Annotated in this window: 27 protein-coding genes, 1 tRNA gene and 2 pseudogenes; 9 read left to right on the forward strand and 21 right to left on the reverse strand. The window is 69.4% G+C overall.

Going from position 1 to position 23,730, the window contains the following annotated elements:
• Window positions 1–361: 361 nt before the first annotated feature.
• On the reverse strand, window positions 362–3,199 hold the full coding sequence (locus ACTWQE_RS27275) for a SpoIIE family protein phosphatase (protein WP_443331713.1): 2,838 nt from the start codon (window positions 3,197–3,199) through the stop codon (window positions 362–364).
• A 59-nt stretch (window positions 3,200–3,258) separates the two neighbouring features.
• Window positions 3,259–3,582: a hypothetical protein gene (locus tag ACTWQE_RS27280; protein ID WP_443331714.1), complete on the reverse strand. Its 324-nt coding sequence runs from the start codon at window positions 3,580–3,582 to the stop codon at window positions 3,259–3,261.
• A gap of 263 nt (window positions 3,583–3,845) precedes the next feature.
• Here ACTWQE_RS27280 and ACTWQE_RS27285 point away from each other — a divergent pair.
• The 3 genes and pseudogenes from ACTWQE_RS27285 to ACTWQE_RS27295 form a co-directional block, all read left to right on the forward strand.
• A pseudogene (locus ACTWQE_RS27285) lies at window positions 3,846–4,007 on the forward strand (esterase); the annotation flags it as partial.
• A 9-nt stretch (window positions 4,008–4,016) separates the two neighbouring features.
• Window positions 4,017–4,520: a hypothetical protein gene (locus ACTWQE_RS27290; RefSeq protein ID WP_443331715.1), complete on the forward strand. Its 504-nt coding sequence runs from the start codon at window positions 4,017–4,019 to the stop codon at window positions 4,518–4,520.
• 336 nt (window positions 4,521–4,856) lie between these two features.
• Window positions 4,857–5,744 carry a hypothetical protein gene (locus ACTWQE_RS27295; RefSeq protein ID WP_443331716.1) on the forward strand — a complete coding sequence of 296 codons (888 nt, stop codon included), beginning with the start codon at window positions 4,857–4,859 and terminating at the stop codon, window positions 5,742–5,744.
• 145 nt (window positions 5,745–5,889) lie between these two features.
• Here ACTWQE_RS27295 and ACTWQE_RS27300 read toward each other — a convergent pair whose 3' ends face one another.
• Entirely contained in the window at window positions 5,890–6,363 is a 474-nt protein-coding gene (locus ACTWQE_RS27300; RefSeq protein ID WP_443331717.1) for a hypothetical protein, read from the reverse strand.
• Between the two features lie 560 nt (window positions 6,364–6,923).
• Between ACTWQE_RS27300 and ACTWQE_RS27305 the strand changes: the two genes are divergently transcribed.
• The gene (locus ACTWQE_RS27305; protein ID WP_443331718.1) at window positions 6,924–7,349 is read left to right on the forward strand and encodes a hypothetical protein; all 426 of its coding nucleotides are present in this window, start codon (window positions 6,924–6,926) and stop codon (window positions 7,347–7,349) included.
• A gap of 255 nt (window positions 7,350–7,604) precedes the next feature.
• Window positions 7,605–8,621, forward strand: a complete 1,017-nt coding sequence (locus tag ACTWQE_RS27310; protein WP_443331719.1) for a YIP1 family protein — start codon at window positions 7,605–7,607, stop codon at window positions 8,619–8,621.
• A 141-nt stretch (window positions 8,622–8,762) separates the two neighbouring features.
• Here ACTWQE_RS27310 and ACTWQE_RS27315 read toward each other — a convergent pair whose 3' ends face one another.
• A complete protein-coding gene (locus ACTWQE_RS27315; RefSeq protein WP_443331720.1) occupies window positions 8,763–9,644 on the reverse strand; it encodes an AraC family transcriptional regulator N-terminal domain-containing protein in 882 nt (293 codons plus the stop codon).
• Between the two features lie 88 nt (window positions 9,645–9,732).
• Between ACTWQE_RS27315 and ACTWQE_RS27320 the strand changes: the two genes are divergently transcribed.
• Entirely contained in the window at window positions 9,733–10,740 is a 1,008-nt protein-coding gene (locus ACTWQE_RS27320; protein WP_443331721.1) for an aldo/keto reductase, read from the forward strand.
• Window positions 10,741–11,067: 327 nt separating this feature from the next.
• Here the strand turns inward: ACTWQE_RS27320 and ACTWQE_RS27325 are convergent, their stop codons facing one another.
• The 3 genes from ACTWQE_RS27325 to ACTWQE_RS27335 form a co-directional block, all read right to left on the reverse strand.
• The gene (locus tag ACTWQE_RS27325) at window positions 11,068–11,577 is read right to left on the reverse strand and encodes a phosphoribosyltransferase (RefSeq protein WP_443331722.1); all 510 of its coding nucleotides are present in this window, start codon (window positions 11,575–11,577) and stop codon (window positions 11,068–11,070) included.
• 18 nt (window positions 11,578–11,595) lie between these two features.
• Window positions 11,596–12,171 carry a dCTP deaminase gene (gene dcd, locus ACTWQE_RS27330; RefSeq protein WP_443331723.1) on the reverse strand — a complete coding sequence of 192 codons (576 nt, stop codon included), beginning with the start codon at window positions 12,169–12,171 and terminating at the stop codon, window positions 11,596–11,598.
• A gap of 90 nt (window positions 12,172–12,261) precedes the next feature.
• Complete coding sequence (locus ACTWQE_RS27335; RefSeq protein WP_443331724.1) at window positions 12,262–12,459, reverse strand: hypothetical protein; 198 nt, start codon at window positions 12,457–12,459, stop codon at window positions 12,262–12,264.
• A gap of 231 nt (window positions 12,460–12,690) precedes the next feature.
• Here ACTWQE_RS27335 and ACTWQE_RS27340 point away from each other — a divergent pair.
• Window positions 12,691–12,764 (forward strand) — tRNA-Gly (locus ACTWQE_RS27340).
• A gap of 51 nt (window positions 12,765–12,815) precedes the next feature.
• Here the strand turns inward: ACTWQE_RS27340 and ACTWQE_RS27345 are convergent.
• From ACTWQE_RS27345 to ACTWQE_RS27395, 11 genes are all read right to left on the reverse strand, one after another.
• Window positions 12,816–13,988, reverse strand: a complete 1,173-nt coding sequence (locus ACTWQE_RS27345) for a tyrosine-type recombinase/integrase (RefSeq protein ID WP_443331725.1) — start codon at window positions 13,986–13,988, stop codon at window positions 12,816–12,818.
• Window positions 13,988–14,200 carry an excisionase family DNA-binding protein gene (locus ACTWQE_RS27350; protein WP_443331726.1) on the reverse strand — a complete coding sequence of 71 codons (213 nt, stop codon included), beginning with the start codon at window positions 14,198–14,200 and terminating at the stop codon, window positions 13,988–13,990. The genes ACTWQE_RS27345 and ACTWQE_RS27350 overlap by 1 nt, the downstream gene beginning before the upstream one ends.
• Window positions 14,193–15,515, reverse strand: coding sequence for a replication initiator (locus ACTWQE_RS27355; RefSeq protein WP_443331737.1), 1,323 nt, complete (start codon window positions 15,513–15,515; stop codon window positions 14,193–14,195). Before ACTWQE_RS27355 ends, ACTWQE_RS27350 begins: the two co-directional genes overlap by 8 nt.
• Window positions 15,516–15,670: 155 nt before the next feature.
• Entirely contained in the window at window positions 15,671–15,970 is a 300-nt protein-coding gene (locus ACTWQE_RS27360; RefSeq protein ID WP_443331738.1) for a SpdD protein, read from the reverse strand.
• Window positions 15,971–15,986: 16 nt separating this feature from the next.
• Window positions 15,987–16,181, reverse strand: a complete 195-nt coding sequence (locus ACTWQE_RS27365; protein ID WP_443331727.1) for a hypothetical protein — start codon at window positions 16,179–16,181, stop codon at window positions 15,987–15,989.
• Between the two features lie 13 nt (window positions 16,182–16,194).
• Complete coding sequence (locus ACTWQE_RS27370; protein ID WP_443331728.1) at window positions 16,195–16,386, reverse strand: mobile element transfer protein; 192 nt, start codon at window positions 16,384–16,386, stop codon at window positions 16,195–16,197.
• Window positions 16,386–16,571, reverse strand: a complete 186-nt coding sequence (locus ACTWQE_RS27375; protein ID WP_443331729.1) for a hypothetical protein — start codon at window positions 16,569–16,571, stop codon at window positions 16,386–16,388. The genes ACTWQE_RS27370 and ACTWQE_RS27375 overlap by 1 nt, the downstream gene beginning before the upstream one ends.
• An 18-nt stretch (window positions 16,572–16,589) precedes the next feature.
• On the reverse strand, window positions 16,590–17,225 hold the full coding sequence (locus tag ACTWQE_RS27380) for a DUF2637 domain-containing protein (protein ID WP_443331739.1): 636 nt from the start codon (window positions 17,223–17,225) through the stop codon (window positions 16,590–16,592).
• Between the two features lie 5 nt (window positions 17,226–17,230).
• Window positions 17,231–17,419, reverse strand: a complete 189-nt coding sequence (locus ACTWQE_RS27385) for a hypothetical protein (protein ID WP_443331730.1) — start codon at window positions 17,417–17,419, stop codon at window positions 17,231–17,233.
• A 108-nt stretch (window positions 17,420–17,527) separates the two neighbouring features.
• Window positions 17,528–18,901, reverse strand: coding sequence for an FtsK/SpoIIIE domain-containing protein (locus tag ACTWQE_RS27390; protein ID WP_443331731.1), 1,374 nt, complete (start codon window positions 18,899–18,901; stop codon window positions 17,528–17,530).
• A 4-nt stretch (window positions 18,902–18,905) separates the two neighbouring features.
• Window positions 18,906–19,256 (reverse strand): SCO3933 family regulatory protein, encoded by a 351-nt coding sequence (locus ACTWQE_RS27395; protein ID WP_443331732.1) that lies wholly within the window; start codon window positions 19,254–19,256, stop codon window positions 18,906–18,908.
• A gap of 238 nt (window positions 19,257–19,494) precedes the next feature.
• On the opposite strand from ACTWQE_RS27395, the gene ACTWQE_RS27400 reads away from it, so the two are divergent.
• A complete protein-coding gene (locus ACTWQE_RS27400; RefSeq protein WP_443331733.1) occupies window positions 19,495–19,932 on the forward strand; it encodes a hypothetical protein in 438 nt (145 codons plus the stop codon).
• Between the two features lie 97 nt (window positions 19,933–20,029).
• On the opposite strand, the gene ACTWQE_RS27405 is transcribed toward ACTWQE_RS27400, so the two are convergent.
• The 3 genes and pseudogenes from ACTWQE_RS27405 to ACTWQE_RS27415 all read right to left on the reverse strand — a co-directional run bounded on the left by ACTWQE_RS27405 (window position 20,030) and on the right by ACTWQE_RS27415 (window position 22,257).
• Window positions 20,030–20,758, reverse strand: coding sequence for a GntR family transcriptional regulator (locus tag ACTWQE_RS27405; protein ID WP_443331734.1), 729 nt, complete (start codon window positions 20,756–20,758; stop codon window positions 20,030–20,032).
• A 96-nt stretch (window positions 20,759–20,854) separates the two neighbouring features.
• Window positions 20,855–21,170, reverse strand: a pseudogene (locus ACTWQE_RS27410) (ATP-binding protein).
• Between the two features lie 346 nt (window positions 21,171–21,516).
• Window positions 21,517–22,257: a GntR family transcriptional regulator gene (locus ACTWQE_RS27415; RefSeq protein WP_443331735.1), complete on the reverse strand. Its 741-nt coding sequence runs from the start codon at window positions 22,255–22,257 to the stop codon at window positions 21,517–21,519.
• A 78-nt stretch (window positions 22,258–22,335) separates the two neighbouring features.
• On the opposite strand from ACTWQE_RS27415, the gene ACTWQE_RS27420 reads away from it, so the two are divergent.
• Complete coding sequence (locus ACTWQE_RS27420; protein ID WP_443331736.1) at window positions 22,336–23,427, forward strand: DUF1152 domain-containing protein; 1,092 nt, start codon at window positions 22,336–22,338, stop codon at window positions 23,425–23,427.
• Window positions 23,428–23,730 lie beyond the last annotated feature (303 nt).

A 23,730-nucleotide genomic window follows, 5' to 3' on the forward strand; every position in this document is an offset into this window, starting at 1 on the left:
GTCAACGGCAAGAAGAACGACGGCAAAGCCAAAGAAACCCTCCAAGTCGTCGACGTCGCCCAACTCCTCCTCGACTCCGTCAAAACCCCACCCACCGACCCCACCGGCGACACCCAAACAACCGACGAGCCGGAGCCCGAGCCGGTGAAGTAACGTCTGCGGCGCTGAGCGCACGGCCGGTCCCGCGACAGCGGGGCCGGCCGTATGCGTTGCGTACGCCGGCCGGTCCGTCCCGGCTGTCGGCGAGACCGTCCTCCGGGGAACCAGCGAACCGGCGAGCACTCACCGGCTTACGACGAGCCCCCTCCTCGGCCGCTGCGGTCTCCTTCCGGCTCCGCGCGGTCAGTCCGGCCCCGCGCGGTCAGTCCCGGCTCTCCGCCAGTCCGTCCTCGGCCGCTCCGGCCCCCTCCCGGCCTCCGCCGCCCGGCAGCGGCTGCTCGGTCCAGATGACCTTGCCGCGCGGGGTGTAGCGCGTGCCCCAGCGTTCGGCGAACTGGGCGACGAGGAACAGCCCGCGGCCACCCTCGTCCGTGATCGCCGCACGCCGCAGATGGGGAGAGGTACTGCTGGCGTCGGACACCTCGCAGATCAGGCTGCGGTCGCGCAGCAGCCGCACCCGGATCGGCCCGGTGGCGTAACGGATCGCGTTCGTGATCAGTTCGCTGAGGATCAGCTCGGTGGTGAACACCAGCTCCTCGTCCACGTCCCACGTCGCCAGTGTGCGCGTCACCGCGGAGCGCACCCGGGCGACAGCGGCGGGATCGGACGGCACGTCCCATTCGGCGATCTGGTCCTCGCGCAGGACGTGCGTGCGGGCGACGATGAGCGCGATGTCGTCGACGGGCTGGGCGGGCATCATCGCCTCCAGCACGGCGTCGCAGGTCTCCTCCGGCGTCCGGTCGGGCCGGGCCAGGGCGTGACGCAGCCGCTCCAGCCCCTCGTCGATGTCCCGGTCGCGGTCCTCGATGAGCCCGTCGGTGTAGAGCACCAGCCGGCTGCCCTCGGGCAGTTCCACGTCGGCCGTCTCGAAGGGCAGGCCTCCCAGGCCGAGCGGCGGCCCGCCGGGCAGCTCGGGGAAGGCCACACTGCCGTCGGGGTGGACCACGGCGGGCGGCGGATGGCCCGCCCGCGCCGTGGTGCAGATCCGGGTCGCCGGGTCGTAGATCGCGTACAGACAGGTCGCACCCGTGATCAGCTCTCCGCCGCCCTCCTGGGCCTTGTCCTGGTCGATGCGGGCGACCAGCTCGTCCAGGTGGAAGAGCAGTTCGTCGGGCGGCATGTCGAGGGTGCAGAAGTTGTTGATCGCGGTACGGAGCCGGCCCATCGTCGCGGTCGCGTGCAGTCCGTGGCCGACGACATCGCCCACGACCAGCGCCACCCGTGCCCCGGGCAGCGGGATGACGTCGAACCAGTCGCCGCCCACCCCGGCCTGCGCCGGCAGATAGCGGTAGGCCACATCGAGGGCGGTCTGCTCGGGCAGGACACGCGGCAGCAGGCTGCGTTGCAGCGTCACCGCCATGGTGTGCTCCCGCGTGTAGCGGCGGGCGTTGTCGATGCTCACCGCCGCGCGGGCGACCAGCTCCTCCGCCAGGGACAGATCGTCCTCCTCGAAGGGCTGGGGCTTCTCCGAGCGCCAGAAACTGGCCATCCCCAGCACGACGCCCCGGGCCCGCAGCGGGACCGTGATCATCGAATGGATGCCGTAGTCGACGATCTTCCGGGCCCGTACAGGGTCCTGCTCCTGCCAGCCGGAGAAGGCCCGCAGATCCGGCTCCATGGCCGCCTTGCCGCTGGAGAAGCCCCAGGCCTGCGGGGTCGCCGGTACGAAGTGGATCAGCCTGCCCAGCGGGTAGAGGGGGTGGTCGTCCCGGATGCCGCTGGCGGCCGCGCGGCGCATCTCGGTTCCGGTGCCCGTCGGCTCGTCGCCGCGCAGCACCGGGTCGACCAGGTCGATGGTGACGTAGTCGGCGAACCGGGGGACCGCGAACTCGGCGAGCTCCTCGGCCGTCCGCACCACATCGAGGCTGGTGCCGATCCGCACCCCGGCGTCGTACAGCAGCTTCAGGCGCGTACGGGCCGTGTCGACCTTGCCGCTGAGCGCCTGCAGTTCGGTGGTGTCGCGGAGCGTGGCGACACTTCCCGGGGGGCCGCCGTCCCGGTCCGTCGGCTCGTGGTTGATGGCCAGCAGCCGCTCCCCCACCAAGTGCACCTCGTCGGTCGCGGCCCGCCCCGAGGCGAGCAGTTCGGCGGTCCGGGGAGCGAGGCCGAGCTCGGTGACGGGCCGTCCCTCGGCATGCGGAGGCAGGTCGAGGAGCCGGCGCGCCTCATCGTTGGCCAGTACGAGCCGGTGGTCGTCGCCGACGATGACCACACCTTCCCGTACGGCGTGCAGGACGGCGTCGTGGTGCTCGTACATCCGGGTCATCTCGGCGGGGTCCAGGCCATGGGTCTGGCGGCGCAGCCGTCTGGTCACCAGGGCGGTGCCGCCCGTGGCCAGGGCGAGTGCGACCGCCCCGGCGCCGAAGATGATCGGCAGCTGCCGGTCGACCACGCTGGTCACGCTGTTGACCTTGAGTCCGGCGGACACCAGGCCGACGACCGATCCGTTGGCACCGGTCACGGGCACCACTGCCTGGACCTCCTCACCGAGCGGGCCCTGGACCGTCTCGGTCAGGACGCGGCCGGCCAGTGAGGGCTCGATGGTGCCGACGAACCTCTTTCCGATCCGGTCGGGGATGGGGTGGGTGTAGCGGATGCCCTGGGTGTCCATCACCACGATGAAGTCGACGCGGGCCGCTTTCCGGGCCTCCTCGGTGAGGGGCTGCAGCACCGCGCTGGGGTCGGCGCCGCGGAGGGTCCGCTCGAGTCCCGGGGAGTGCGCGAAGGCCTGCGCCACGGCGATCGACCGGTTACGGGCCTCCCGCCCGGTGTCGTGCCGGGACTGGAGCACGAGGACCACGACGGCGGCGACCACGAGCAGGACCACGACCGCCACCTGCAGGACGAACACCTGTCCGGCGACGCTGCGCACACTCAGCAGGAAGCGCCAGTGCCGCCCCGGGGACGCCTGTGGGGCACCGTGCTCGTTCCGTTTTCGCTGTTCGTGTCCCGAACGTGGGCGCTCGCGCCGACTGCGTGGGAGCCGGTCGGTCAGTCGGCGGACCAACGGCTCCCAAGATCGGCCGAAAAGTCCGGCCATATCCACATTTCTAACACTGCCCACGTCCGGTGGGCGAACGGTGGGCCGACGGCCCGTTCCTACCCCTTCCCAGCGGCCTCCTTCGCCATCTCGACGGCCGCGGCCAGACGCAGCCCGGGAACGGCCCGGCGCAGCGCCTTCACGGCGGCGATGAGGTCGGTACGGGGGTCGACTCCGGACGTACCGAGCATGCCCCGTACCCAGCGCCCGCGCACCTCGGCGTCATCACGCCCGCGCTCCGCGGCGACGATGGCGGCGGCGCGCGCCAGCCCGGGCCGTTCGGCCGCGTCCGCCGTGGCCAGCGCCCGCTCCAGGGCATCGCCGATCTCGTGTGCGTCGCGCAGCACCACCACGACGGTCTCCTGCTGACGGTTTCCGAACATGACTCGATCGTGTCCTCAAGAGGCTTGGGTCACACCACAGTTGAGGATTCCCAGAGCTTCGGACCGCACGTCCCGCGGCCCGGGCCCGCCTCCCCGGCCGCGGGCGCCACCCCGTACAACCCTTCCGCGCCACCCGCCGCCATACAGGCATCGGAAGGTACGGGCCTTTCCGCTCATCCCCGCACTATCTCGGCATTCCTCATCAAAGGTGCCGTTCCGTACGCAAGAACTCTTCTGCCGCCGTCGCCGCGGCCTCATTCCTCCTGCCGGCCGGGGCAGCCGTCACCGCCGCTCCCGCCGCCCACGCAGGCACCCCAGGCGGGACCCACGCCGGCGACCGCACCACCGCCTTCAACGGCGACGGGCACGAGGACGTCCTCACCAGCGCTCCGGGCGCGGCGGTCGGCGGCGACCGCGGCGCCGGGTATGTCACCGTGCAGTACGACTCCTCCCGTGGCATCACCACCGGGAACCGCGCGGTCATCCACCAGGACTCCGCGGGCGTGCCCGGCGCCACCGAAGCGGGCGACGCCTTCGGCAAGGCCCTGGCCTCGGGCGACCTGGACGCCGACGGCTACGACGACGCGATCGTCGGCATCCCGCGGGAGGACATCGGCACCGCGGCGGACGCGGGCGGCATCCTGGTCCTCCGGGGGTCCGCGCAGTGCCTCGACGGAGCCGCGAGCCAGTGGCTGGAGTCCTCGGCTCCCACCGCGGGGGAGACCTTCGTGGCGGGGCTGGCCGCGGCCCGCTTCACCGCCGACACCCCGGGCGACCTGCCGGCCTCCGCTCCGGGCGAGAACACCGACGACGGTGTGGTGTGGGTCTTCCCGTCCGGATCCGGGGGCGACACGGCCGCGGGCTCGTGGACGTACGACGGCGGCTCACTGGGCGCGCCGGTGACGGACGCCCTCTACGGCGCGGCGATCGACGACTGACCGACGATGGACGACTGGTCAGCGAGGACCGCAGTTGGGCACTGATCGGCGCTATCCGCGGCTGCGGACACCCCCCGGCGACACCCCACCCGCAATCCCGGCTCCGACGTCTGCGCCGCCGTCCCGTCGCCGCGGAGGTGGCGGCCTGATGCCCGGCACGATGGTACGGAGCGAGCCGCTCCAGCAGCACTTCGGTGCCCGTGCGGGCGACCGGCAGGTCGTACAGGGCGCGGTACCGCGCGGACTGCCTTCTATCCCAATAAGGGTAAGTCCGATGGGCTACTTACCCTTATTGGGATAGGTGCGACGAATGGTCTGTTCGGGTGCAGCATGACCATGGAACGATTTCCTGCGTCCGACTGGTGCGTTGGACGCGACATGGACCCCCGGCAGTTGTGGAACCGGAATACGGTGCTGGCGGAGGCCTTCTGCCTCAGCGACGAGCACGTGAAGTCGGCGCAGAGCGCCCTCGACGAGACGCAGGCGCACAGGTCGAGGCTGCTGGCCGCCTTCGCCGTGACAGTGGGCAGCGACAGCTCGGTCGCCGACCTGCTCGGGCTGAGCGAGCGCGAAGTGCGCATCGCTCGCCGCACCGTGGGCAAGGAGGACGCCCGGCGCATGGCCGAGGACGTGCTCGCCTCCACGCCTCCCCCCGCGGAGCCGGAGGAGGAGCCCGTCCCCGAGCCCGTCACACCCGCGCCCGCGCCGGCCCCGGCGGCGCCCCAGCACTACAACCACCAGGTGTCGCAGCAGGTGGCGCCCCAGCCGGCGCAGCAGTACGTCCAGCAGGCCCCGCAGTACTACGACGCCCCCGCGGCCGCCCCCGAGACCTCGATGATGTCCGGCCCCGAGAACCCCATGGTCCGCGAGACGGCGTGGACGTCGGCCATGGACGTCGTCCTCATCGACAGCTGGCAGTCCGGCATCGATCTGCGCGTCCTGGCCGACGAGTTCGGTCTCGACCTCGCCCGGCTGGTCTCCCGGGTGCAGCAGCTCTCCGCCGAGGGGCGCCTCGCCGCCCCGCCCGCGGCCCCTGCCCCCGACGACCGGTCCGGCCGGCACCGCCGGGACACGGGCGGCACGTCCGGGGGCTACGACCCGTACAGCGGTTCCGTGCCGGTCTCGGGGTGGGAGGCCCCGTCCACGATCCCGGACGAGATGCTTGCCTATCTGCCGACCCAGCACGCCTGGCCGCAGTACATGCAGGGCACGTCCGTTCGATAACCCAGCCCCGGGTCTTGCCGCGACCTCGTGGTGGCGCGCGGCACGACGAGGAGACTGCTGCTCGGCGGCCCCCTGCGCCCGGTCCGTCCCGGGGGCTGCCGTCTCTGCGCCCGGGGCCCGGATCCCCAGGCCGCGGTACCGGGCCCTACAGCAGCGGGCAGGGCAGCTGGGGCGCGTCCTTGTTCGGGGAACAGGCCACCACGGCCAGGGAGAGAAACGACGGCTGCCGGAGATAGAAGCCGTAGGAGACGTCCTCACCGCGGGCGAGCCTCTCCGCGGCCTGCGCCACGAGCCGCGCCCTCCGCTTCGGTTCCGCGTCGCGTGACGACGCGAACCACTCGCCGGACTCGGCCAGTTGACCGCCCAGCCACGCCGCCGCCTCCCCGGCGTCCTCCCAGGTTCCGCGGATCAGCCGCGGTGACTTGATGAGCCAGTACGCCGTCCGCATCGGAGGGAGTTCCGAGCGCTGGAAGTCCTCCGACAGCGTCCGGTAGGCGGCCTGACGCTGGGCGTTGGCGTCGGGGTCGGCCGTCGTCCACGGCTCGTCCGGCACTCTGCGGAGCCACTCCTTGTCGAAGTGGTTCTTGTCGCCGGTCCATGAGTATCCGTGGAAGTGCACTGCTCGCCCCGTTCTCCCAGCGGCAGTTCCCGGTCGGTCACACGCGGCATCGTGCACCCCCCGATGCCTCCGGCGTCCGGCACCCGGCCGTCTCTCCGCCCAGCGGTGGACGGAAGTCACCTGATCGGAGGGGCGCGTCGGTCAGCGCCCCCGCGCCCCGAGTCCGCACACGCACCGGGACGCCACCTCCGGTACCGCACCTCGGCACGGGGGGCCGCGCGGGCGCTTCCGTGTGCTGAATACCGGGAGCCGATAACCCATTGATGGGAAACGCGTAACGCTGGAATACCGGGATTCCATAGGCAACGGCCGACGGCATCCGTTCGTTGTGGGAATATCCGGATCACTCCGTTTCCGAACAGTCCCCGCCGTGCCGCGGAGGTTACGGCCGGGCATGCCACGAACCAGCCGCACTCCCATGGAATAACTCCTTCCACCCCTGCCCCGCGGCTCACTGAAAGGCATTGAGCGGAGTTATGGATTCCGAATTTGCGTTCGATGGAGAATCGACTATGTTGAAGCCGTCGATCTTCGACCAACTCACGGGGTAAGGACGGAAGTTGAGCATTTCACAAAGGGCTGTGACCGGTCTCGTCACGGGGGGCATCGCAGCGGCCGCGGTGTTCGTCGGCACACCCGCGTACGCCGCGAAAAAGGAGCACACGCTCGTGGATTCCTCGTCGACGCCGCGCGCCATCGTGCTGACGGCCGACACGGCGACCGACACGGTCTACTCCATCTCGGGGATATACACGACCCCGGAGCAGGGCACGTACTACGTCCGCAAGGTTCTCAAGAAGCCCGGCAAGCCGGCCGAGCCGTGGGGCGAGTGGGAAAAGGCCGAGCGCGATTCCGAACCGGACCACTTCGGATATCCGCACCGGCTCACCTGGAAACTGGCGACCAACGGAGTGAAACTCCCGAACGGCACCAAGATCTCCGTTGAGATCAAGGGCCACGGCAGCACCCCGGAATTCGCGATCTGACCCGGGACCTGGAGGGCCGCCTGGAGTTCCGGGCGGCCTGCCCGGTACCCCGTCCGGCCCCACCGGCACCGGCTCGCACCTCCTCACCGGCATGGGCGCCGGATCCCTCGCAGAGTGGTCCACGGCCCCGGTCCCACCGCCTCGGCCTGCGGTTATCCCCCCAGGGTTCCCCTAAGGGATGTCACAGCTCAGCAGCAAAGCCGGTCCCGATCCGGCGGGCACGGCACCTCACTCCGCGCGAACAGGTACGTTCGAATGGTGGCTGGATTCAGGATGGGACGCGGCCGGGACTCCCGCTCGGCGCAGCAGCAGGCGCGGCAGCGAGGGCAGCAGCCGTACGGGCAGAGCGGACAGCCGTACGGCGGGCAGCCCGTACCGCCGCACGCGCAACAGCAATGGCAGTACGGCGGCGGGCCCGGGGGAGGCAGTGGGTACGCGCCGGGTCCAGGCGCGGGGAACGGCTACGGGCCGGGGCCGGGCAGCGGGCACCGTGACGAGCCGGAGTACTTCGGCGGCCCGGACCAGGGCCACGACCCGTATGCGGGCCAGGGCCAGGGAGCGGACCCGTACGCCAACGCCCCAGGACACACACAGGCGTTCAGCATCGGCGAGAGCCCGGACGCGTACGGTCCCGGCTACGGCCCGGACCAGGGCTACCCCCCGTACGACGACGGCAGCGGCCAGGACGGCAGGGCCTACCGCGCCGGCCGGACGACCGCCCCGCCCGCCGGCCCGCGGCTGCACTGGAAGCAGTTGCTGAGCGGCATCGTGCTGCGCCCGGGCACGACGTTCTGGCAGATGCGCGACTACCCCGTCTGGGGCCCGGCGCTCATCGTCACCTTCCTCTACGGTCTCGTCGCGGTTTTCGGCTTCGACCAGGCGCGTGAGGACGTCCTCAACGCCACGCTGTCCAACAGCATCCCGTGGGTGCTCAGCACCGGTGTCGCCGTGGTGATCAGCGGCCTGCTGCTGGGCGCGGTCACCCACACCCTGGCGCGCCAGATGGGCGGCGACGGGGCCTGGCAGCCGACGGTCGGCCTCTCCATGCTGATCATGTCGCTCACCGATGCGCCGCGGCTGCTCTTCGCGATGTTCCTGGGCGGCGACACCTCGCTGGTGCAGGTGCTGGGCTGGGCGACCTGGTTCGCGGCGGCGGCGCTGTTCACCTCGATGGTGAGCAAGTCCCACGACCTGCCGTGGCCGAAGGCACTGGGTGCCTCCGCCATCCAGCTCGTCGCGCTGCTGGCACTGATCAAACTGGGCACGCTGTAAGGCCTTCGCGGCCTGCACGGTGGTACGAACGAAAGCCCGGGGCCGCGGCCCCGGGCTTCCCCATGTGCAGCGCGCGCCGGCATCGGGCCTCGGCAACCGTCGGCACCACACGCCACCGCGAGCACACCACCCGGTGTCGCCCTAGGCTCCCCCGGCGTTCGCCGGCCGGCCGCGGAGGCGGGCCGCGTCCTGGGCGGGCGGCAGACCGTACGCGCGCCGGTACTCGCGGTTGAACTGGGTCGCGCTCACGTAGCCGACCGCTTCCGCGACCTGTGCCGCCGTGGTGTTGCCGGCGACCAACTGCCGCCGCGCCTCCTGCAGTCGCAGGTGTTTCTGGAACTGGAGCGGGCTCATGCCGGTGGCGGCCTTGAAGTGCCGGTGCAGCGTGGCGGTGCTCATGTGCGCCACCGCCGCGATGGTGTCGATGCCGAGCGACTCGGTGTAGTGCTCGCAGATCCACGCGGCCGCCGCGCGTACCCGGGCAGCGCCGGAGTCGGTCAGCGTGAGTTGGCGCAGGATCGGGCCGAGGGGGCTGCCGAGCAGCCGGTAGAGGATCTCGCTTTCGATACGGGCTGCGAGCGGGCGGATGTCGTCCGGGGTGTCGAGCAGCCGCACCCAGCGGGTGACCGCGTCGACGAGTTCCGGCGTCATCGGCGCGGCGATCTGCCCGCCGGGGCCGGGGCGCGTGCGCGGGCCTGTTCCGTCCAGTTCCAGCAGCAGGCCGGCGAGCGCCCGGCCGTCGAGTCGCAGCACCACCGAGCGGTACGGCACTCGCTCGAAGGTGGCGGTGACCGGCAGTTGGAGTGAGTTGAGGAACATCTCGCCGCGGCCGGTCAGCCGGCTCCTGTCGCCCGCAATGGTGCGCTTGGCGCCGTCGGCGATGAAGCAGACCATCGGCTCGTACAGCAGGTCGAGGGGGGCGATGGGCTCGTCGAGCGCGACCAGGGTGAGGCGGGGCACCGTGCTGTCGGACCACAGCCCGTCGCTGTGCCGGACGATGGCCGCCGCGAGCTGGTCCAGCATGGAGAACTCCCCGGTTGAGAGAATTGGGCAATACTATGCGGTGTGTGCCCCATGACCGTGCGGTGGGCGCGCTTCTAGCGTTGCAGGCATGACACAGCACGAGAAAAGCCTTCCGAAGCGCAGGCTCGGCACACAGGGCCTGGAGGTCGGGGCGATCGGTCTCGGCACGATGGGCATGACCATGGCGTACGGCGCCGGCGACGAACCCGGCGGCCTGGCGACCATCCGCCGGGCGTACGAACTGGGTGTCACCCTCTTCGACACCGCCGAGATGTACGGCATGGGCACCGGCAGCAACGAACAGCTGCTCGGCCGCGCCGTGAAGGATTTCCGCGACGACATCGTGATCGCTACCAAGTTCGGCTTCGATTTGAACGATCCACAGAACTTCGGGGTCGCGCTGGACAGCCGGCCGGAACACATCCGCGAGGTCACGGAGAACAGCCTGCGCTACCTCGGCACAGACCGTATCGACGTGCTGTACCAGCACCGCGTCGATCCGGACGTGCCGATCGAGGACGTGGCGGGCACGGTCGGCGAGCTGATCGCCGAGGGCAAGGTGCGGTACCTCGGGCTCAGTGAGGCCGGCCCCGACATCATCCGGCGCGCTCACGCCGTCCACCCGCTGTCCGTGCTGCAGACCGAGTACTCGGTGTTCGAGCGCGCCGTGGAGGCCGAGGTGCTGCCGGTGGTGCGCGAGCTGGGGATCGGCTTCGTGCCGTATTCGCCGCTGGGCCGCGGATTCCTCACCGGCACGGTGAAACCCGCCGCCGAGTACCCCGAGGACGACATGCGCAGCTGGGACGACCGCTGGCAACCCGGCAACTACGAGAGGAACGTGGCCGCCATCCGCGAGCTGACCGCGCTCGCGGACACCAAGGGCATCGCGGTCACGCAGTTGGCGCTGGCCTGGCTGCTGGCCCAGGGCGACGACATCGTGCCCATCCCGGGGACCCGCAGCCCGCGGCGGGTCGCCGAGAACACCGCGGCAGCGCACATCCCGCTCACACCGGAAGACCTCGCCCGCGTGCAGGAGATCCTGCCGCAGGGCGCGGCAGGATCCCGCTACCCGGACGCGATGATGCCGTCCTGGTGAGGCCCGGCCCCCGGAGCCGATCCGAGCGACGCCACGGTGGCTCTGGCGCCGAGGAGAACCGCACGGCCTCCGGCACCTGGGTGACCGGCGCCGCGGGGACACGAGCTCCACGATCAACGGTACGGAGACAGCGGCGGGCCCACCGGTACGGAGACAGCGGTGGGCCGGCCATCAGCACGCACCGGCCGGCCCGCGGACCGCTCCCAGGCCGGGGACGGCTCGCGGACCGCTCCCCGGCCCGTGCGGAACCGCGGCAGCAGGTCACGGCTCAGGGTGATCAGTTGTAGCTGATCAGTACACCTCTGGATCTGGAGCGCTTCTCCGGAACTAGAGCGCTTCCCTGGACGGCGTGACGGTATCGCCCGGCTTGCGCACCGGAGGCGAGACGGACCAGGGGAAATTGATCCACTGATCGGTCTTCCTCCACACGTACTCGCACTTCACGAGCGACTGCGGCTTCTCGTAGATCACGGCGCAGCGCACATCCGCGACGTGCCCGGCGCAGAAGTCGTGGACCAGCTTGAGCGTCTTCCCGGTGTCGGCGACGTCGTCCGCGACCAGGACCTTCTTCTGGCTCAGGTCGACCACGTTCGGGACGGGCGGCAGCATCACCGGCATGTCGAGGGTGGTGCCGACCCCGGTGTAGAACTCGACGTTCATGACGTGCAGGTTCTTCACGTCGAGCGCGTATCCCAGCCCGCCGGCGACGAAGAGGCCCCCGCGGGCGATGGAGAGAATGATGTCCGGCTCGTAGCCATCGTCCGCGACACTCTGTGCCAGCTCGCGGATGGCCTGCCCGAAGAGCGGATAGGTGAGATTCTCACGCTCACCACTCACAGCCGTTCCCCCCGTCCCTCAGACCTGTGTGCGATGGAAGTTCTTGAAGGAGCGGGAGGGCGTGGGGCCGCGCTGCCCCTGGTAGCGGGAGCCGTACTTGGCCGACCCGTACGGGTGCTCGGCGGGCGAGGTCAGCCGGAACATACACAGCTGCCCGATCTTCATCCCCGGCCAGAGCTTGATCGGAAGCGTCGCCACATTCGACAGCTCGAGGGTGACATGGCCGGAGAATCCCGGATCGATGAAACCCGCGGTGGAGTGCGTCAGCAGCCCGAGCCGTCCCAGGCTGGACTTGCCCTCCAGCCGCGACGCGATGTCGTCGGGGAGGCTGATCACCTCGTACGTCGAGGCCAGCACGAACTCCCCGGGGTGCAGGATGAACGCCTCGTCGCCCTCGGGCTCGACAAGCCGGGTGAGGTCGCTCTGCTCGACGGCGGGGTCGATATGGGGGTACCGGTGGTTCTCGAACACCCGGAAGAAGCGGTCCAGCCGCACATCGATGCTCGACGGCTGCACCATTTCGGCATCGTAGGGATCGATCCGCACCCGCCCCGCGTCGATCTCGGTCCGAATGTCCTTGTCAGAGAGAAGCACGGCTCGAGGGTACGCGGACGACACGGGCCCGGCCCAATCGGGCCGGGCCCCTCGCCGCTCAGCCGCTCCACGGCAGTCGTCCCGAGAGCGCTAACGCCTCTCACCCGGGGCCGAGGAGGCCGGTGCCGGTACGGCGACCGGCACTGGCACCGAGTGCCGCAGCCGGGCGCACCGGGGACAGCGCAGGAGCCGTCCGGGACCGAGCCGGTCGGTACCGAGGTTCTGCAACGGGAACGAAGCGGTGCTGAACACGTGCCCTTCGGCACAACGGACGACGGTGCGCTCCATCGAGTCCCTTCCCCAACAATGTGATCGACAAAAGCCACATTAGGGGATGACCCGGGCGTCACTCCACGCGGCGCTCCGCACTCCACGGTACGCCCCAACTCCCCCGCCCCATACGCGCATCCCCGCCCCGTCACACGACCCCCAGCAGCACGAAGACCCCACGGCGAATACACCGGGGGCCAGCGATGGGGTACAGTGTGCGACGGTGAGACTCCCGAGCGGGATCATCACGCGGGTGTAGTTTAATGGTAGAACATGAGCTTCCCAAGCTCAGAGCGCGGGTTCGATTCCCGTCACCCGCTCCAGCACAAAGCCCCAGGCCAGCGGCCCGGGGCTTCTTTGTTGTCTAGACCGCGCTAAGCGCCTTGCACCAGATCCGCACCAGAAGGCTTGCCGTCGGCTTCCTTGGCGGCCTTCTGACGCTCGGCCCGCACCAGCTCGTCCAGGCCGCCCGCGACTTCCTGTTGACGCTCAAGGTCCGAGTGCTGATAGATCAGCGCGGCCTTCTCCGACGACTGCCCGGCGCGGACCATCGTGTCCTTGAGGGTGGCTCCGGAGCGGGTCGCCAGGGTGTGCCCGGTGTGACGAAGATCGTAGAAGCGGAAGCCATCTGGCATCCCGACAACGCCGCGCGCCCTGCGCCACTTCCGCCCGAATGTGGAGCGCCGGAACGGCTTCCCCTTCTCCCCCACGAACAGAAGTCCGTCCGGCCCCTTCTCGGCGTACCAGTCGAGATGACGCCGCAGATCCGTACGGAGGAAGGCAGGCAGAACCACGAGCCGCTTGCCCGCATCCGACTTGGTATCCCCGGGAGCGCGGCGCCCATTAGTCAGCTCCGGCGCGGCCATCCGGACGCGAATGGTCATGGCCTCCAGGTCCACATCCTTGCGACGAAGCTCGGCCTGCTCCTCCGGCCTCATCGGGCCGAACGCACCGAGGTAGACCATGAGACGCCAGCGCGGCCCAATCGCGTTGGCAAGCGCGTCCACCTGGGCGACAGTGGCGATCTGCCGTTCTGTGGCGCTCTCTTTGCCCGCGCCCTTGATACGACAGGGGTTGCGACGGATCAGCTCGTCATCGACCGCAGTTTCCATGACCGCTTTGAGCAGCCTGTAGGACTTGGCAACTGTCGTCGCCGCACCCGTAGTGGCCAACCGCTCAGCCCTCCAGGTGCGGACACGTGGCGCGGTGATCTCGTCCACGTCCCAGCCCTCGAAGGTCGGGAGGATATGCAGCCGGAGCAGTCGGCGGTACAGCTCCTCCGTAGTGGCGGACAGGCCACGCTCATGGACCCATTGCAGCGCGTACACCTTGAAGTTGACCGCGCCGACGTCGGGATTCTGCCAGTCGCCGCGAGTGAGGTCAGCCTCGATCTGGGAGAGCCAGACTTCGGCATCCCGCTTCGTCGCGAAGGTCTCGGGCGAGCGGCATTCGTGCGCGTCAGGTCCGAGGTAGCTCGCCGTCCACCGACCGGACCGGTACTGGCGGACCGCGCCGAAACGGCGTCGATTTCCTTTCTTGTTGCCCATCAGGCAGCCCTCCCGTACCGAGGCCGACGACGCCGTACGGGCTGGACCGTGTTGGCGTCGATGAAGGCCGCCAGCGCGCCTTCGGGGATACGGACGTGTCGACCGACCCTGACGAACGTCACGCGCCGTTCTGCGATCAGGCGACGGGGAAAGCGCTCAGTCGTCCCCAGCCGCTCGGCGACCTGTGCGACGGAGAGAAGACGCTCAGCCATGGGTGGTCTCTCCTTCCGTTCCGAGGGCGGGGGCGAGTGAGGCGGATAGCCACTCCTCACCGCGGGTCAGGCCGGTGCCGGCGAAGACCCAGTGGGCGAGGACGTACGTCGTCTCCTCCTCCTGGTCGTGCCGGACGGGCCGCCGCTCGTCCGGCAGGGCTGCGAGGGCCTGGGCGCGGCGCCATTGGGCTCGGGCGTCGCGGAGTGCGCCGAGGGTGGTGGAGTAGCGGCGGGTCTTGGTGGAGAAGTGGCCGCGGAAGCCGAGCATGTGGGCCCAGGCCCTCAGCCTCAGGTCCGCCAGGTCCTTGCGGCCGCCGAGCGCCCAGGCGGTGCGGATCATGTGCCGGGCGTGGTCGGTGATCCGCGCCTGTGCCAGCTCGGCGAGGAACTTGATCGGCCGGTCCAGGGTTCCGGTCGCGGTCTCGGCGCCCTTGGTGGCGTACTTGGCGATGTAGGCGGCGACCGCGCGTTCGGTCAGTTCAGCCGGACCGTCGAAGTCGGCGGAGCGGATGGGGCGCACGTCGAGCTGTCGGCCGAAGGCGAAGGTGTGAGCCCGGCCGTCGACAACGGGGCCGATCACCAGGGCATTCGCAGCCGCTGAGCGGATTGCGTCGGTCAGTAGCTCGGTTGTGGCCCAGGCCGGAGGCTCACTCATGCCGCCGTCCGGGCCGTCGATGCGGATCACGGCGTGGAAATGCACGGCGCCGCGCTTCTGGTACTCCGCCACCTTGGCGAACGAGACACGGGCGTAGTCCGGGAAGTCCCGCTGTGTGAGTCCGGCCCGCTTGGCGACCTCCCTGCGCAGGTAGATGGAGAAGCGTCGCCAGAGCATCCCGGCATGGGCGTTCCACAGAACCGCGGCTTCGTAGTCGTACGTCGCCGGGTCCAGGGGCGTGCCAAGGGCGTCGTCCTCCTGGTCGTGGAGCGTGCCGCAGCGGCAGGGGCGTACGGTGCCGCGCCGGTCGGTGGGGCGGCTGTGAACCGGGCCGAAGCCGGGTGCGGTGAAGGTGGCGAACACCCGGGGGTGTGCGGCGACGGTTTCGGGGTTGCCTTTGCCGCCGCGCAGTCCGGCGGTGATCAGGTGGTAGGTGTCGCGCCGGTAGACCTCCGCGCACGCGGCGCAGCGGGTCGCCCGGCGGTTGTTACAGCGCACCAGGAGGTGACCGGCGGGAAGCGTCGTCGAGTCCAGGCGGTGCAGCACCCGGCCGATCTCACCGGTGCGCGGGTTGAGTTCGTGTTCGGTGCGGTGCCCGTCGAGGCGTACGGGTCGGGTGCAGCCGCCGAGGCCCCGCAGCTGTCGTACGAGCGCGGGCATGTTGCCGAGCGAGGCGAGGGCGCCCAGGTCCGCCACCGGGGGCGGAGCGTGTCCGGTAGTAATGGAGCTGTCCTTTCGACTGTCTGGTCGGGAGGGTCCGTGCCTGCCAGGGCGGCGGGATGCTTGGCGGTATCGAGGCCGCCCCGGCAGGCCGGTCAGCGCTTGTGTGCGCCGTTGATCAGGGAGCGCAGCACCAGGGCCGCGATGGAGACGGAAACGGCCGTGACGGCGACGGTGGCCAGGAGCGCGGTGAGCACCACGCCGACCACGAGCACGGCGGCGACGGCGCCGACTCCGAGCCCGACGTATGGGGCGACGGGTCGGCCAGCGGCAGGAGCAGGGGTGTGCTGGCAGGGGCAGGCCGCCGGGGCGTGGTGATGCTCGGCGGGCACCGCCGAGGTGATCACATGGGCGGTCGGGATGGGTGGGGCATCCGGGAGCTTCGGGCGGAGCAGCATGGTCGATCTCCTCTCAGTCGTTGGTGCCGTTGACGACGTCGACTCCGGTGCGCGTGCCGGATTCGATGACCGGAGCCAGGAAGGTCTGGGAAAGCCAGAAGCCGAAGAGGGCGATCACGACGGCCACCCAGAGGCGGATGCCGAGGAACTTGATCGCGGCCCAGGCGACGATGCCCAGGACGAAGACGAGGGGCAGGGAGACGGTCACGGGCCAGCTCCTTTCAGCGGACGGAACAGCGGTGGGTGCGGGCGGCCAGTTCGGCGGCGGCGCGGCTGTCGTAATCGGTGGAGAAGCCACAGCGCGGTGCCGTACAGGCGGCGGTGTGCTTCTCACGGCCCCGGCTGTCGTAGTAGGTGCCGACACGAACGGGGCCGATACGGATCACGCGGCGGAAGTGCGGCTGGGCGGGCATCAGCGGACCTCGTTGTCTTTGGTGAAGTCGACGGTGTGCTCGGTGAGCCAGCGGCGGATCTCAGCGCCCTCCTGGTCGTCGGCGTTGAGGATCACCGGCTCGGCAACGAGCACGGCCTCGGTGAAGCGGTTCTGGCGGGTCAGTTCGGCCGCGCGCTTGAGGGCGCGGAGAGTGGTCGGACGCATGGGCGGGCTCCTTGTGGGTCAGGCGATGCGGGCGGCGATGGCCTCGGCGAGCGGGACCGGGACGCCGAGTCGGGCGCGGAGTGTGGCGGTGTCGATGGGTGCTCCAGTGCGGGCTTGGTGGTCGTCTGCGACCTTCCGGGCGTGGTTGACGAGGGCGTCAGGAACCCGATTCAGCTCAGCGGCGGGCCCAGCGGCGGCAGTTAGCTCGGGCGCGACCTCGGGCACGGTTTTCGGGCCAGGCGCCGTATTAGCGGGTGCGTTCGGCTCGGCGACTGCTGCCGTGCGGTCGGCAGCGGAGCCGTGGGCGAGCAGGGTGCCGCCGAGGAAGGCGACCGCCGGCCATCCAGCGACGAGGATGCGGAGCCAGGCCGGGACGTTGTCGAGGTCGAGCAGTCCGGCGGTGGCGACGTTCGCCCCAAGGCTGGCGGCGAGCGCAACCAGGAACCAGGACCATCCGGCCGCCTTCGACGAGCCGGACCTCAGCCGCTTCCAGGCGGCGACCAACAGCAGGTCGACACTGACCGGGTAGGCCCACGCCTTCCAGCCGTCCTGTCCGGCGGCAACAGCGAGATCGTGCAGGTGCGCGAAGGACAGCGCGGCGGCGATGACCGCCTGGATCAGTACGGCGTCGACACGGACGGGCAGGGCGGGCATCGTGCTCACCGATCCTCGGCCTCATCGGCGGCGGCCCGAGCGAGGCGAGCTGCCTCAGTGGCCTTCGTATCGCCCGGCATGGCGGCGGCGATCCGTTCCAGCAGGTTGGCCTTACGAGCCGCCATGCCAGCCGAGCTGCCGTCAGCAGTGAGGCTGGCCCTGACGTCTGCCAGGAACGCGCTGATCTCGTCCACGGAGGGGCGTTCGGACATCTCTGATCACGTCCTTCGTTTCGGTTTCGGGCAAGGCGGGGGTAGGGACTCGGCGCGAGGCGTCGCGCCGACCTATGCGGGGGATGTGGTTCAGCCGGTCGCGGGACGCGGCTTGGCCGCCGGGATCGGGCCGGTCAGCGGTGAGGCCGGGACATGCGGCCGGAAGCGCTCCAGGGCCGGTACGTCCGGGACGTGGTCAGCCGTGTCGCGGCAGATGGCCGCAGCGTCGGCCAGCGAGAGGTACGGGGTACGGATGCGGGACCAGCCGCCGGAGGAGTCGCCGACCACGGCCAAGCCGGGCAGCTCAGCAGCGATGGCGGAGGCGGCCTGGACCGCCTCAGGGGCGATGTCGCCGAGCGCCATCTTGGCCGAGGCTTCGTCGTTGACCCGGTGGCAGACGCGGCCGGTGAGCTGGGCCCGGAGCATGGTTGCCCCCTTGCCCAGTTCGGCACCGAAGCGCTGTCCACAGATCTCCAGGTAGATCCCGGCAGCCCGGCCGAGCTGAGCGAGCCGGATCAGCTGGGTCACCATCTCGTCGCGCCGTTCCTCGTCCTTGCGGGTGGCGACGAGGAACAGCTCGGCCACCTCGTCCACGAACAGCACGATCGGCGTGGGACGTTCGTTCTCCGGCAGGCCCCACAGGTCCGAAGTGATCTCCTCGTCCGGTGTGCCCGGCGCGATGCCCTGTCTGGTCTTGATCAGGTCGTATCGGTCCTCCATTTCCTGTACGAGTACGGGCAACATTTCTGCGGCTTGGACCGGGTCCGTGGCCAGTGCTGACAGCCGCGGGGCGAACGGCGCGAGCTCCACACCGCGCTTGCAGTCGATCCCGACAATGGCCACCGGCTGAGCCGCCAGCCCGGTCAGCAGGTTCCGAAGGAACATCGACTTCCCCGACAGCGTGGCGCCGAGCACCAGTTCGTGAGGGATGGCCCGGTAGTCGCGGACAAACGCTGTCGCGTCCTCGCGGAGAGCCACCGGCACGGCCAGGAAGTCGCTTTCGACGCGGCGTGGCATCTTCACCTTGCGCAGCACGTCAAAGCCCACCAACCGCAGTTCGACCACCCCCGGTTTGATGCTGCGGACGTGCACAGCATGGACACCCCAGGCGTGCCGCAGTCGCTCGCACGAGGCAGCCACGTCCGCAGGTTCCTGCCCGGGAGCCAGCCGAAGCCGGACCCGCATCCCCGTCGAGGTCGGGCGGAGCAGACCCCGACGAGGAGGCACGGGACGGATATCCCGGCGAGTGGTCGCCCGTACGGCCAGAGTCCGCAGCCGGGACGGCTCAACGGTCAGCCCGCACGCATCCATGGTGGAGCTGTACGACGCCATCAGCCGCGCCACCGACAGCGGCAGCCCCACGGTGGTCCAGTAGGCCGCCGGGTGTGCTTTCCGGGCGTAGGCCGCCCCACCTATGGCAGTGAGCGGCCCACCCAGCTCGACCAGCGTCATCAGGTCGGACATGAGATCAGCTCTCCTGCCCGGCTGGGAAGGCTCCCGGGGCCACGGCAGCCGCCCGGTAGGCGATGCCGTGACGCGCCTGTCCGTTGAAAACGGACTCCCAGGGCCGGGCGATCAGACCCGGCAGCGAGACGGGGGCACCGACAGCCAGGCCGTCCGTGACCCCGCTCTGCGGAATGGTCACCGAGATCAGGGAGGACTCCCCCTCATCGATGTAGACCACGCCGACCGTCATCAACTCTTCGCCGCTCACGGCGTCCTTGGCGATCTCCCCGGTCTGGCGATCCCGCACCTTCGGCGACGGCGCCTCAGTCATCAGGATCGTCGCAGCCGAGGCATCGATTCGGATCACACGCACTGAACTTCTCCTTCATAGACTTCCGCCAGCACCTGACAGGTTGACTTAGCAAGTTCGAAGCTAGGGACGTCAGGTTGACTTGTCAAGTCATCTCACGATGTTGCTTCGACGACGCACCGACCGAGACACGTTGCGGCCCTCTCGAAGTCAGGCAACGGCGGAGGCAGGACGTCGGGGCTGAGCACCATCACCACTACGGGAGCAAGATGGACTCAGGAGCGCATGGAAGGAAAGGATCATGAGCAAGCTGCACCGTGCGCGACACCGTCGAGCTCCGTCACCACACACGTGGGACGCACGTGGCTTCAATCCACCTTCGCCCCACTACAGCCAACAGGCTCCCTACGCGGGACAGCCTCAGCCCCCTAACCAGGACTGGCCGCCGCATCCGCTCGCCCCCGTTCCGAAGAAGAGGCATCGAGTCTTCTTCTGGATCTTCCTGGCAGTCCAAATCGCTTTCCTGATCTGGGTGATCACCGGCATAGCCAGCAACGACAACATGCCAGCCGAGTGCTCCGGCCTCACGGGAAGCGATCTGCAGTTGTGCAAGGACGCCGCAGATGTCGGGACCACCATCGGCGTCGGCCTGATCATCGGGCTGTGGGCGGCTGTGGATTTCATCCTCGCGCTGACGTACGTCATCTACAGGTTGGCCAGCCGACAACCTCGCGCGTAGCCGCAGGCCGCAGTCACCGAGTCATGCCCAAGGATTGGACGTGTCTGCCAAAACCCCGAACCCTGGCGACCGAGGACAAGGCTTCCCGTGCCGACGTTCAACCCAGTCGGTACGTGTCTTCGAGTTCTTGCCGGTCAGCAGGCAACAGCACGTCCGCGACCTGCAAGGCTTGGCCGGACACGTCACACGCAACGACGAGCACGCTGAGCACCGGCGCACCCTTGGGCAGCCCTAGGAGATCTGCCTCTTCGGGGCTCGGCAGGCGCGCAGAGACCCTCTCGGTGACGTGGTCGAAACGGACCTTCTTGCGAGTCTCCACGTGCGCCCGCAGGCTCTCGCGAAGCGGAGCCGAGTCGGCGAGGTCCGTGCCGTCAACTAGGCCGGCGGGGAAGTACGACGAGACCAGCTCGACCGGCTCCCCGTCGTCCTCGATCAGCAGACGCCGCACGAGCACCTTGGTTCGCTTCGGCACGCCGAGGATGGAAGCCACGCGAGGTGGCACCGGCACCCGATCGACCCCGACCAGCCGACCAGACGCGGCCGACTCGTCACGCTCCAGGGCTTCACGGCCCCGCTGGTCTTTCTGCTCGACCACTTCCGGACGACCGCGAACAATCGTGCCGTACCCCTGGCGGGACTCCAGCCAGCCATCGCGCTTGAGTAGGTCCAGGGCCCGGACGACCGTGGGACGGGACATGCCGAAGGCTTGCACCAGCTGGTTTTCGCTGGGCACGAGACTGCCGGGCGGATACGTTCCGTCCTCAATCCGGCGTTGGAGCGTCTGCGCCAGCCGCACATACTTCGGTGCAGCCACTTCGTACGCCATAGGCCCCGCCTCAGAATCCGCCAAGTCAACCTGTCAACCAGCCTACTCACGTGAGTAGGCACTCGGTAGCCATGCACGGAGAAAGGGCCGGGTACGTCAGGGCTTCCAAGCCTCGTCCACGAAGAATGTGACCATGGTGCCGCCGAAGGGACTCGGGCCAGCGCTCCAGGAGTCGGCGAGGGTGTTGACCAGGAACAGTCCCCGTCCGTGCGCATCGTGGGCAGTGGCTTGCCGCATGCGCACCCGCGCGGGGAAGCCGGGGTTGTGCACATCAACGCGCAGGGAATCCCCGACCCGCCACCACTCGACGCGGACCCGCCAAGGATCTTCGGCTTTACCGTAGAGGATCGCGTTCGTGACCAGCTCGGAGATCATCCCGCGGTACGGACTCGGGCACGGGGTACAACGTCATCCGCCCGATGGATACGGGCTCGGAGCCCGAGCCATTGCGGCCGGCATCGGTATCGCTCATCCGCCTCGCTACTCCCTACCGGTGCCGTCGCAGTCCAGACAGCGCCGCTTCGACGTAGCACGAGCGCGACCAGCAGCCGCAGAGAGCGCCAGGGTGGAGCGGGAGCCCACATGCTTCCAACCCCGGCCCCGGCATCCACGACATACCGCGTGCGCCGTACGACCTGACCCCGCATGCCCCTGACCCACACTCGTGCCCCCTTCCAGTAAGTGGCCTTAGCCACTTACTGGATAGTGGCATTAGCCACCTCAACTAGCAAGCGGTTGAGGGGAGATGCGGCGAGTTTCTAGCCGATCGGGTAACCCTGCTCGAACGCCCAACGGCCGGGCGGGTACGTCGCTTCGGCGAATTCCAGAGGCCGATCCTGGAGGTCATAGACCACGTGATGCACGATCAACACCGCAGACCCAGAGCCCAACTGGAGGTCCGCAGCCTCCTCGTCGGTAGCGAGCCGAGCACACATCCGGTCCTCGGCGTAACTGCCCTGCCGTCCGGTCATGTTCTCGACGTACATGAGCGTGCCTTCCCGGATGCGGTCCGGGTCCATGAGCTTCGGCGCCCGCTCCCCCACCTCGGGAGCAAACCAGGACGTGGACAGGGTGATCGGCCCTGACTCGTTGTTCGTCACGCGCCGCCGGTGAACCGCACGCGTGCCAGCCGCCAGGTTCAGCGCCTCTGCAACATGCTCCGGAGCTTCGAGCAAGCCCGCCGAGGTGATCACTGCGTACTCACCTGGGGTGTAGATCTTGCCCGTCTGCTTGGCACGGCCGTAGAGCTCCCGGGCACGGCGATTCACGGCCAGGCCGCGCACGTACGTACCCGAGCCCTGGCGCTTCTCGACCAAGCTCTGATGGCTCAATGCCTCCAGAGCCCGCGCAGCCGTCGGCCGTGACACGCTCCAGTCGACCGCCAACTGTCGTTCCGACGGAACCTCGTCCCCCGGCCGCAAGTCCCCCCGCAGGATCTGATCGCGGATGTGGTGCGCGATCTGCAGGTACTTGGGCTGGGCCTCTTCAATCCGCGGCATCCAAACCCCTCCCTAAGTGGCTACTGCCAGTGGCCACTATAGAGTGAGTGGCAGGCCGGTAGCCCGTACGCTGACGCAGTGACGCGCTTGATCGTGGCAGCAGGAGGAGGGGGCGACGCTGTCGCCGCCGCAATGCTCGATGCCGCCCTGTACGGCGGCAAGAGCCCGGCAGTGATCCTCACCTACGCGTGGGATCGCCTCTTGATCGACCCGGTACCGGGCCCACGAGGACCGGCCAGCTTCGCCGGCCTCAGACCACTCACCCGAAGCGTCCAGGCCGTACCCGCAGATGCGAAGCCCATCGCTCCCGCGGGCTCAACACTCCCCCGACTTGCTGCCGAGCTGCCGCACACCCTTGCTCTCATCGACCCGCACCACGGCACCGAGGGCATCACCCGCCAACTCGAAGAACTCGTCGAGCACCTGGCCCCCGCTTCGATCGACCTCCTCGACGTCGGGGGCGACATCCTCGCCCAGGGCAACGAGCCAACGCTCCGCAGCCCACTCGCCGACGCACTCACGCTCGCAGCCTGCTGCCAAGTCAACGCACCCGTACGGCTCCTGGTCGCCGGCCCCGGCCTGGACGGCGAAGTCCCAGCCGACCAACTCCGCAACCTCATGGGGCCGCTCGTCCTAACCTTCACGGCCGACCACGTGGAGCCCATCAGTTCGGTACTGGAGTGGCACCCCTCCGAGGCCACAGCCATGCTCGCGGCCACAGCCCGAGGTGTCCGAGGCTTGTGCGAAGTCAGGGACGCGGGGCTACCGGTCCCGCTCACAGACGAGGGACCCACGGTCCATGAAGTGGATCTGGACGAAGCTCTCAGCCGGAACCAGCTCGCCCGCGCCATCCTCGCAACCGAGAGCCTTGAAGAGGCAGAGCAGCACAGCCGTGAGATCTGCGGATACTCCGAGATCGACTACGAGCGCAACAAAGCCGCATGGCTCGGCACCCAGCCGGAGCAACAGCTCGATGCTGGCGCCGTGCTGCACCAACTCGACCAGTTCGAGGCCGAAGCCCGCAGCCGCGGAGTCACCCATACGACTTTCCGCCGCATCACCGAGGCTCTCGGCCTGAGCGGTACGCAGCGCCTGGACCTCAGGGACCTATTGATCAGCAGTCGCCCGGAGCAGTACACGGCCCCGGTTTGGCGCATCCAGGAAGCCTGAGTAACAACTTTCTCTACGGTTTCAAGGCCCGCGCACGGCGCGGGCGCGCGCCGCCTATGCGGCGCGGCCTGCCTCCTGTCTCCGCCCCGGCTGGCCGCGCCCGGCGGCGCGCTAGCGGCAGCGGGCATGAAGCGGGAGACACACCCTCCGTGGGCGGTCGGCTCCACGGCTTTAGGCCAAGACCGGGAAGTTAGCCGGGGGACGTGGCGTGTCAAGGGCGGAGATGGGCTGGGTTGACGTGGCAACGGAGCCCCTGTCGGACTGTGAGTGTCGAAGTCGCAGTTCGAGGGAGCTCCGTTGTCT

This window comes from Streptomyces sp. 8N706, assembly GCF_052245415.1.
GTDB lineage: Bacteria > Actinomycetota > Actinomycetes > Streptomycetales > Streptomycetaceae > Streptomyces.

Bases quoted from the DNA above. Each gene is read 5' to 3' on its own strand.
- ACTWQE_RS27350 (WP_443331726.1), bottom strand. From the start codon at position 14,200: ATGGCTGAGCGTCTTCTCTCCGTCGCACAGGTCGCCGAGCGGCTGGGG.
- ACTWQE_RS27320 (WP_443331721.1), top strand. From the start codon at position 9,733: ATGACACAGCACGAGAAAAGCCTTCCGAAGCGCAGGCTCGGCACACAG.
- ACTWQE_RS27310 (WP_443331719.1), top strand. From the start codon at position 7,605: ATGGTGGCTGGATTCAGGATGGGACGCGGCCGGGACTCCCGCTCGGCG.
- ACTWQE_RS27280 (WP_443331714.1), bottom strand. From the start codon at position 3,582: ATGTTCGGAAACCGTCAGCAGGAGACCGTCGTGGTGGTGCTGCGCGAC.
- ACTWQE_RS27415 (WP_443331735.1), bottom strand. From the start codon at position 22,257: ATGCCGCGGATTGAAGAGGCCCAGCCCAAGTACCTGCAGATCGCGCAC.
- ACTWQE_RS27295 (WP_443331716.1), top strand. From the start codon at position 4,857: ATGGAACGATTTCCTGCGTCCGACTGGTGCGTTGGACGCGACATGGAC.
- ACTWQE_RS27375 (WP_443331729.1), bottom strand. From the start codon at position 16,571: ATGCGTCCGACCACTCTCCGCGCCCTCAAGCGCGCGGCCGAACTGACC.
- ACTWQE_RS27405 (WP_443331734.1), bottom strand. From the start codon at position 20,758: ATGGCGTACGAAGTGGCTGCACCGAAGTATGTGCGGCTGGCGCAGACG.
- ACTWQE_RS27315 (WP_443331720.1), bottom strand. From the start codon at position 9,644: ATGCTGGACCAGCTCGCGGCGGCCATCGTCCGGCACAGCGACGGGCTG.
- ACTWQE_RS27380 (WP_443331739.1), bottom strand. From the start codon at position 17,225: ATGCCCGCCCTGCCCGTCCGTGTCGACGCCGTACTGATCCAGGCGGTC.
- ACTWQE_RS27390 (WP_443331731.1), bottom strand. From the start codon at position 18,901: ATGTCCGACCTGATGACGCTGGTCGAGCTGGGTGGGCCGCTCACTGCC.
- ACTWQE_RS27335 (WP_443331724.1), bottom strand. From the start codon at position 12,459: ATGGAGCGCACCGTCGTCCGTTGTGCCGAAGGGCACGTGTTCAGCACC.
- ACTWQE_RS27355 (WP_443331737.1), bottom strand. From the start codon at position 15,515: ATGCCCGCGCTCGTACGACAGCTGCGGGGCCTCGGCGGCTGCACCCGA.
- ACTWQE_RS27345 (WP_443331725.1), bottom strand. From the start codon at position 13,988: ATGGGCAACAAGAAAGGAAATCGACGCCGTTTCGGCGCGGTCCGCCAG.
- ACTWQE_RS27275 (WP_443331713.1), bottom strand. From the start codon at position 3,199: ATGGCCGGACTTTTCGGCCGATCTTGGGAGCCGTTGGTCCGCCGACTG.
- ACTWQE_RS27400 (WP_443331733.1), top strand. From the start codon at position 19,495: ATGAGCAAGCTGCACCGTGCGCGACACCGTCGAGCTCCGTCACCACAC.
- ACTWQE_RS27370 (WP_443331728.1), bottom strand. From the start codon at position 16,386: ATGCCCGCCCAGCCGCACTTCCGCCGCGTGATCCGTATCGGCCCCGTT.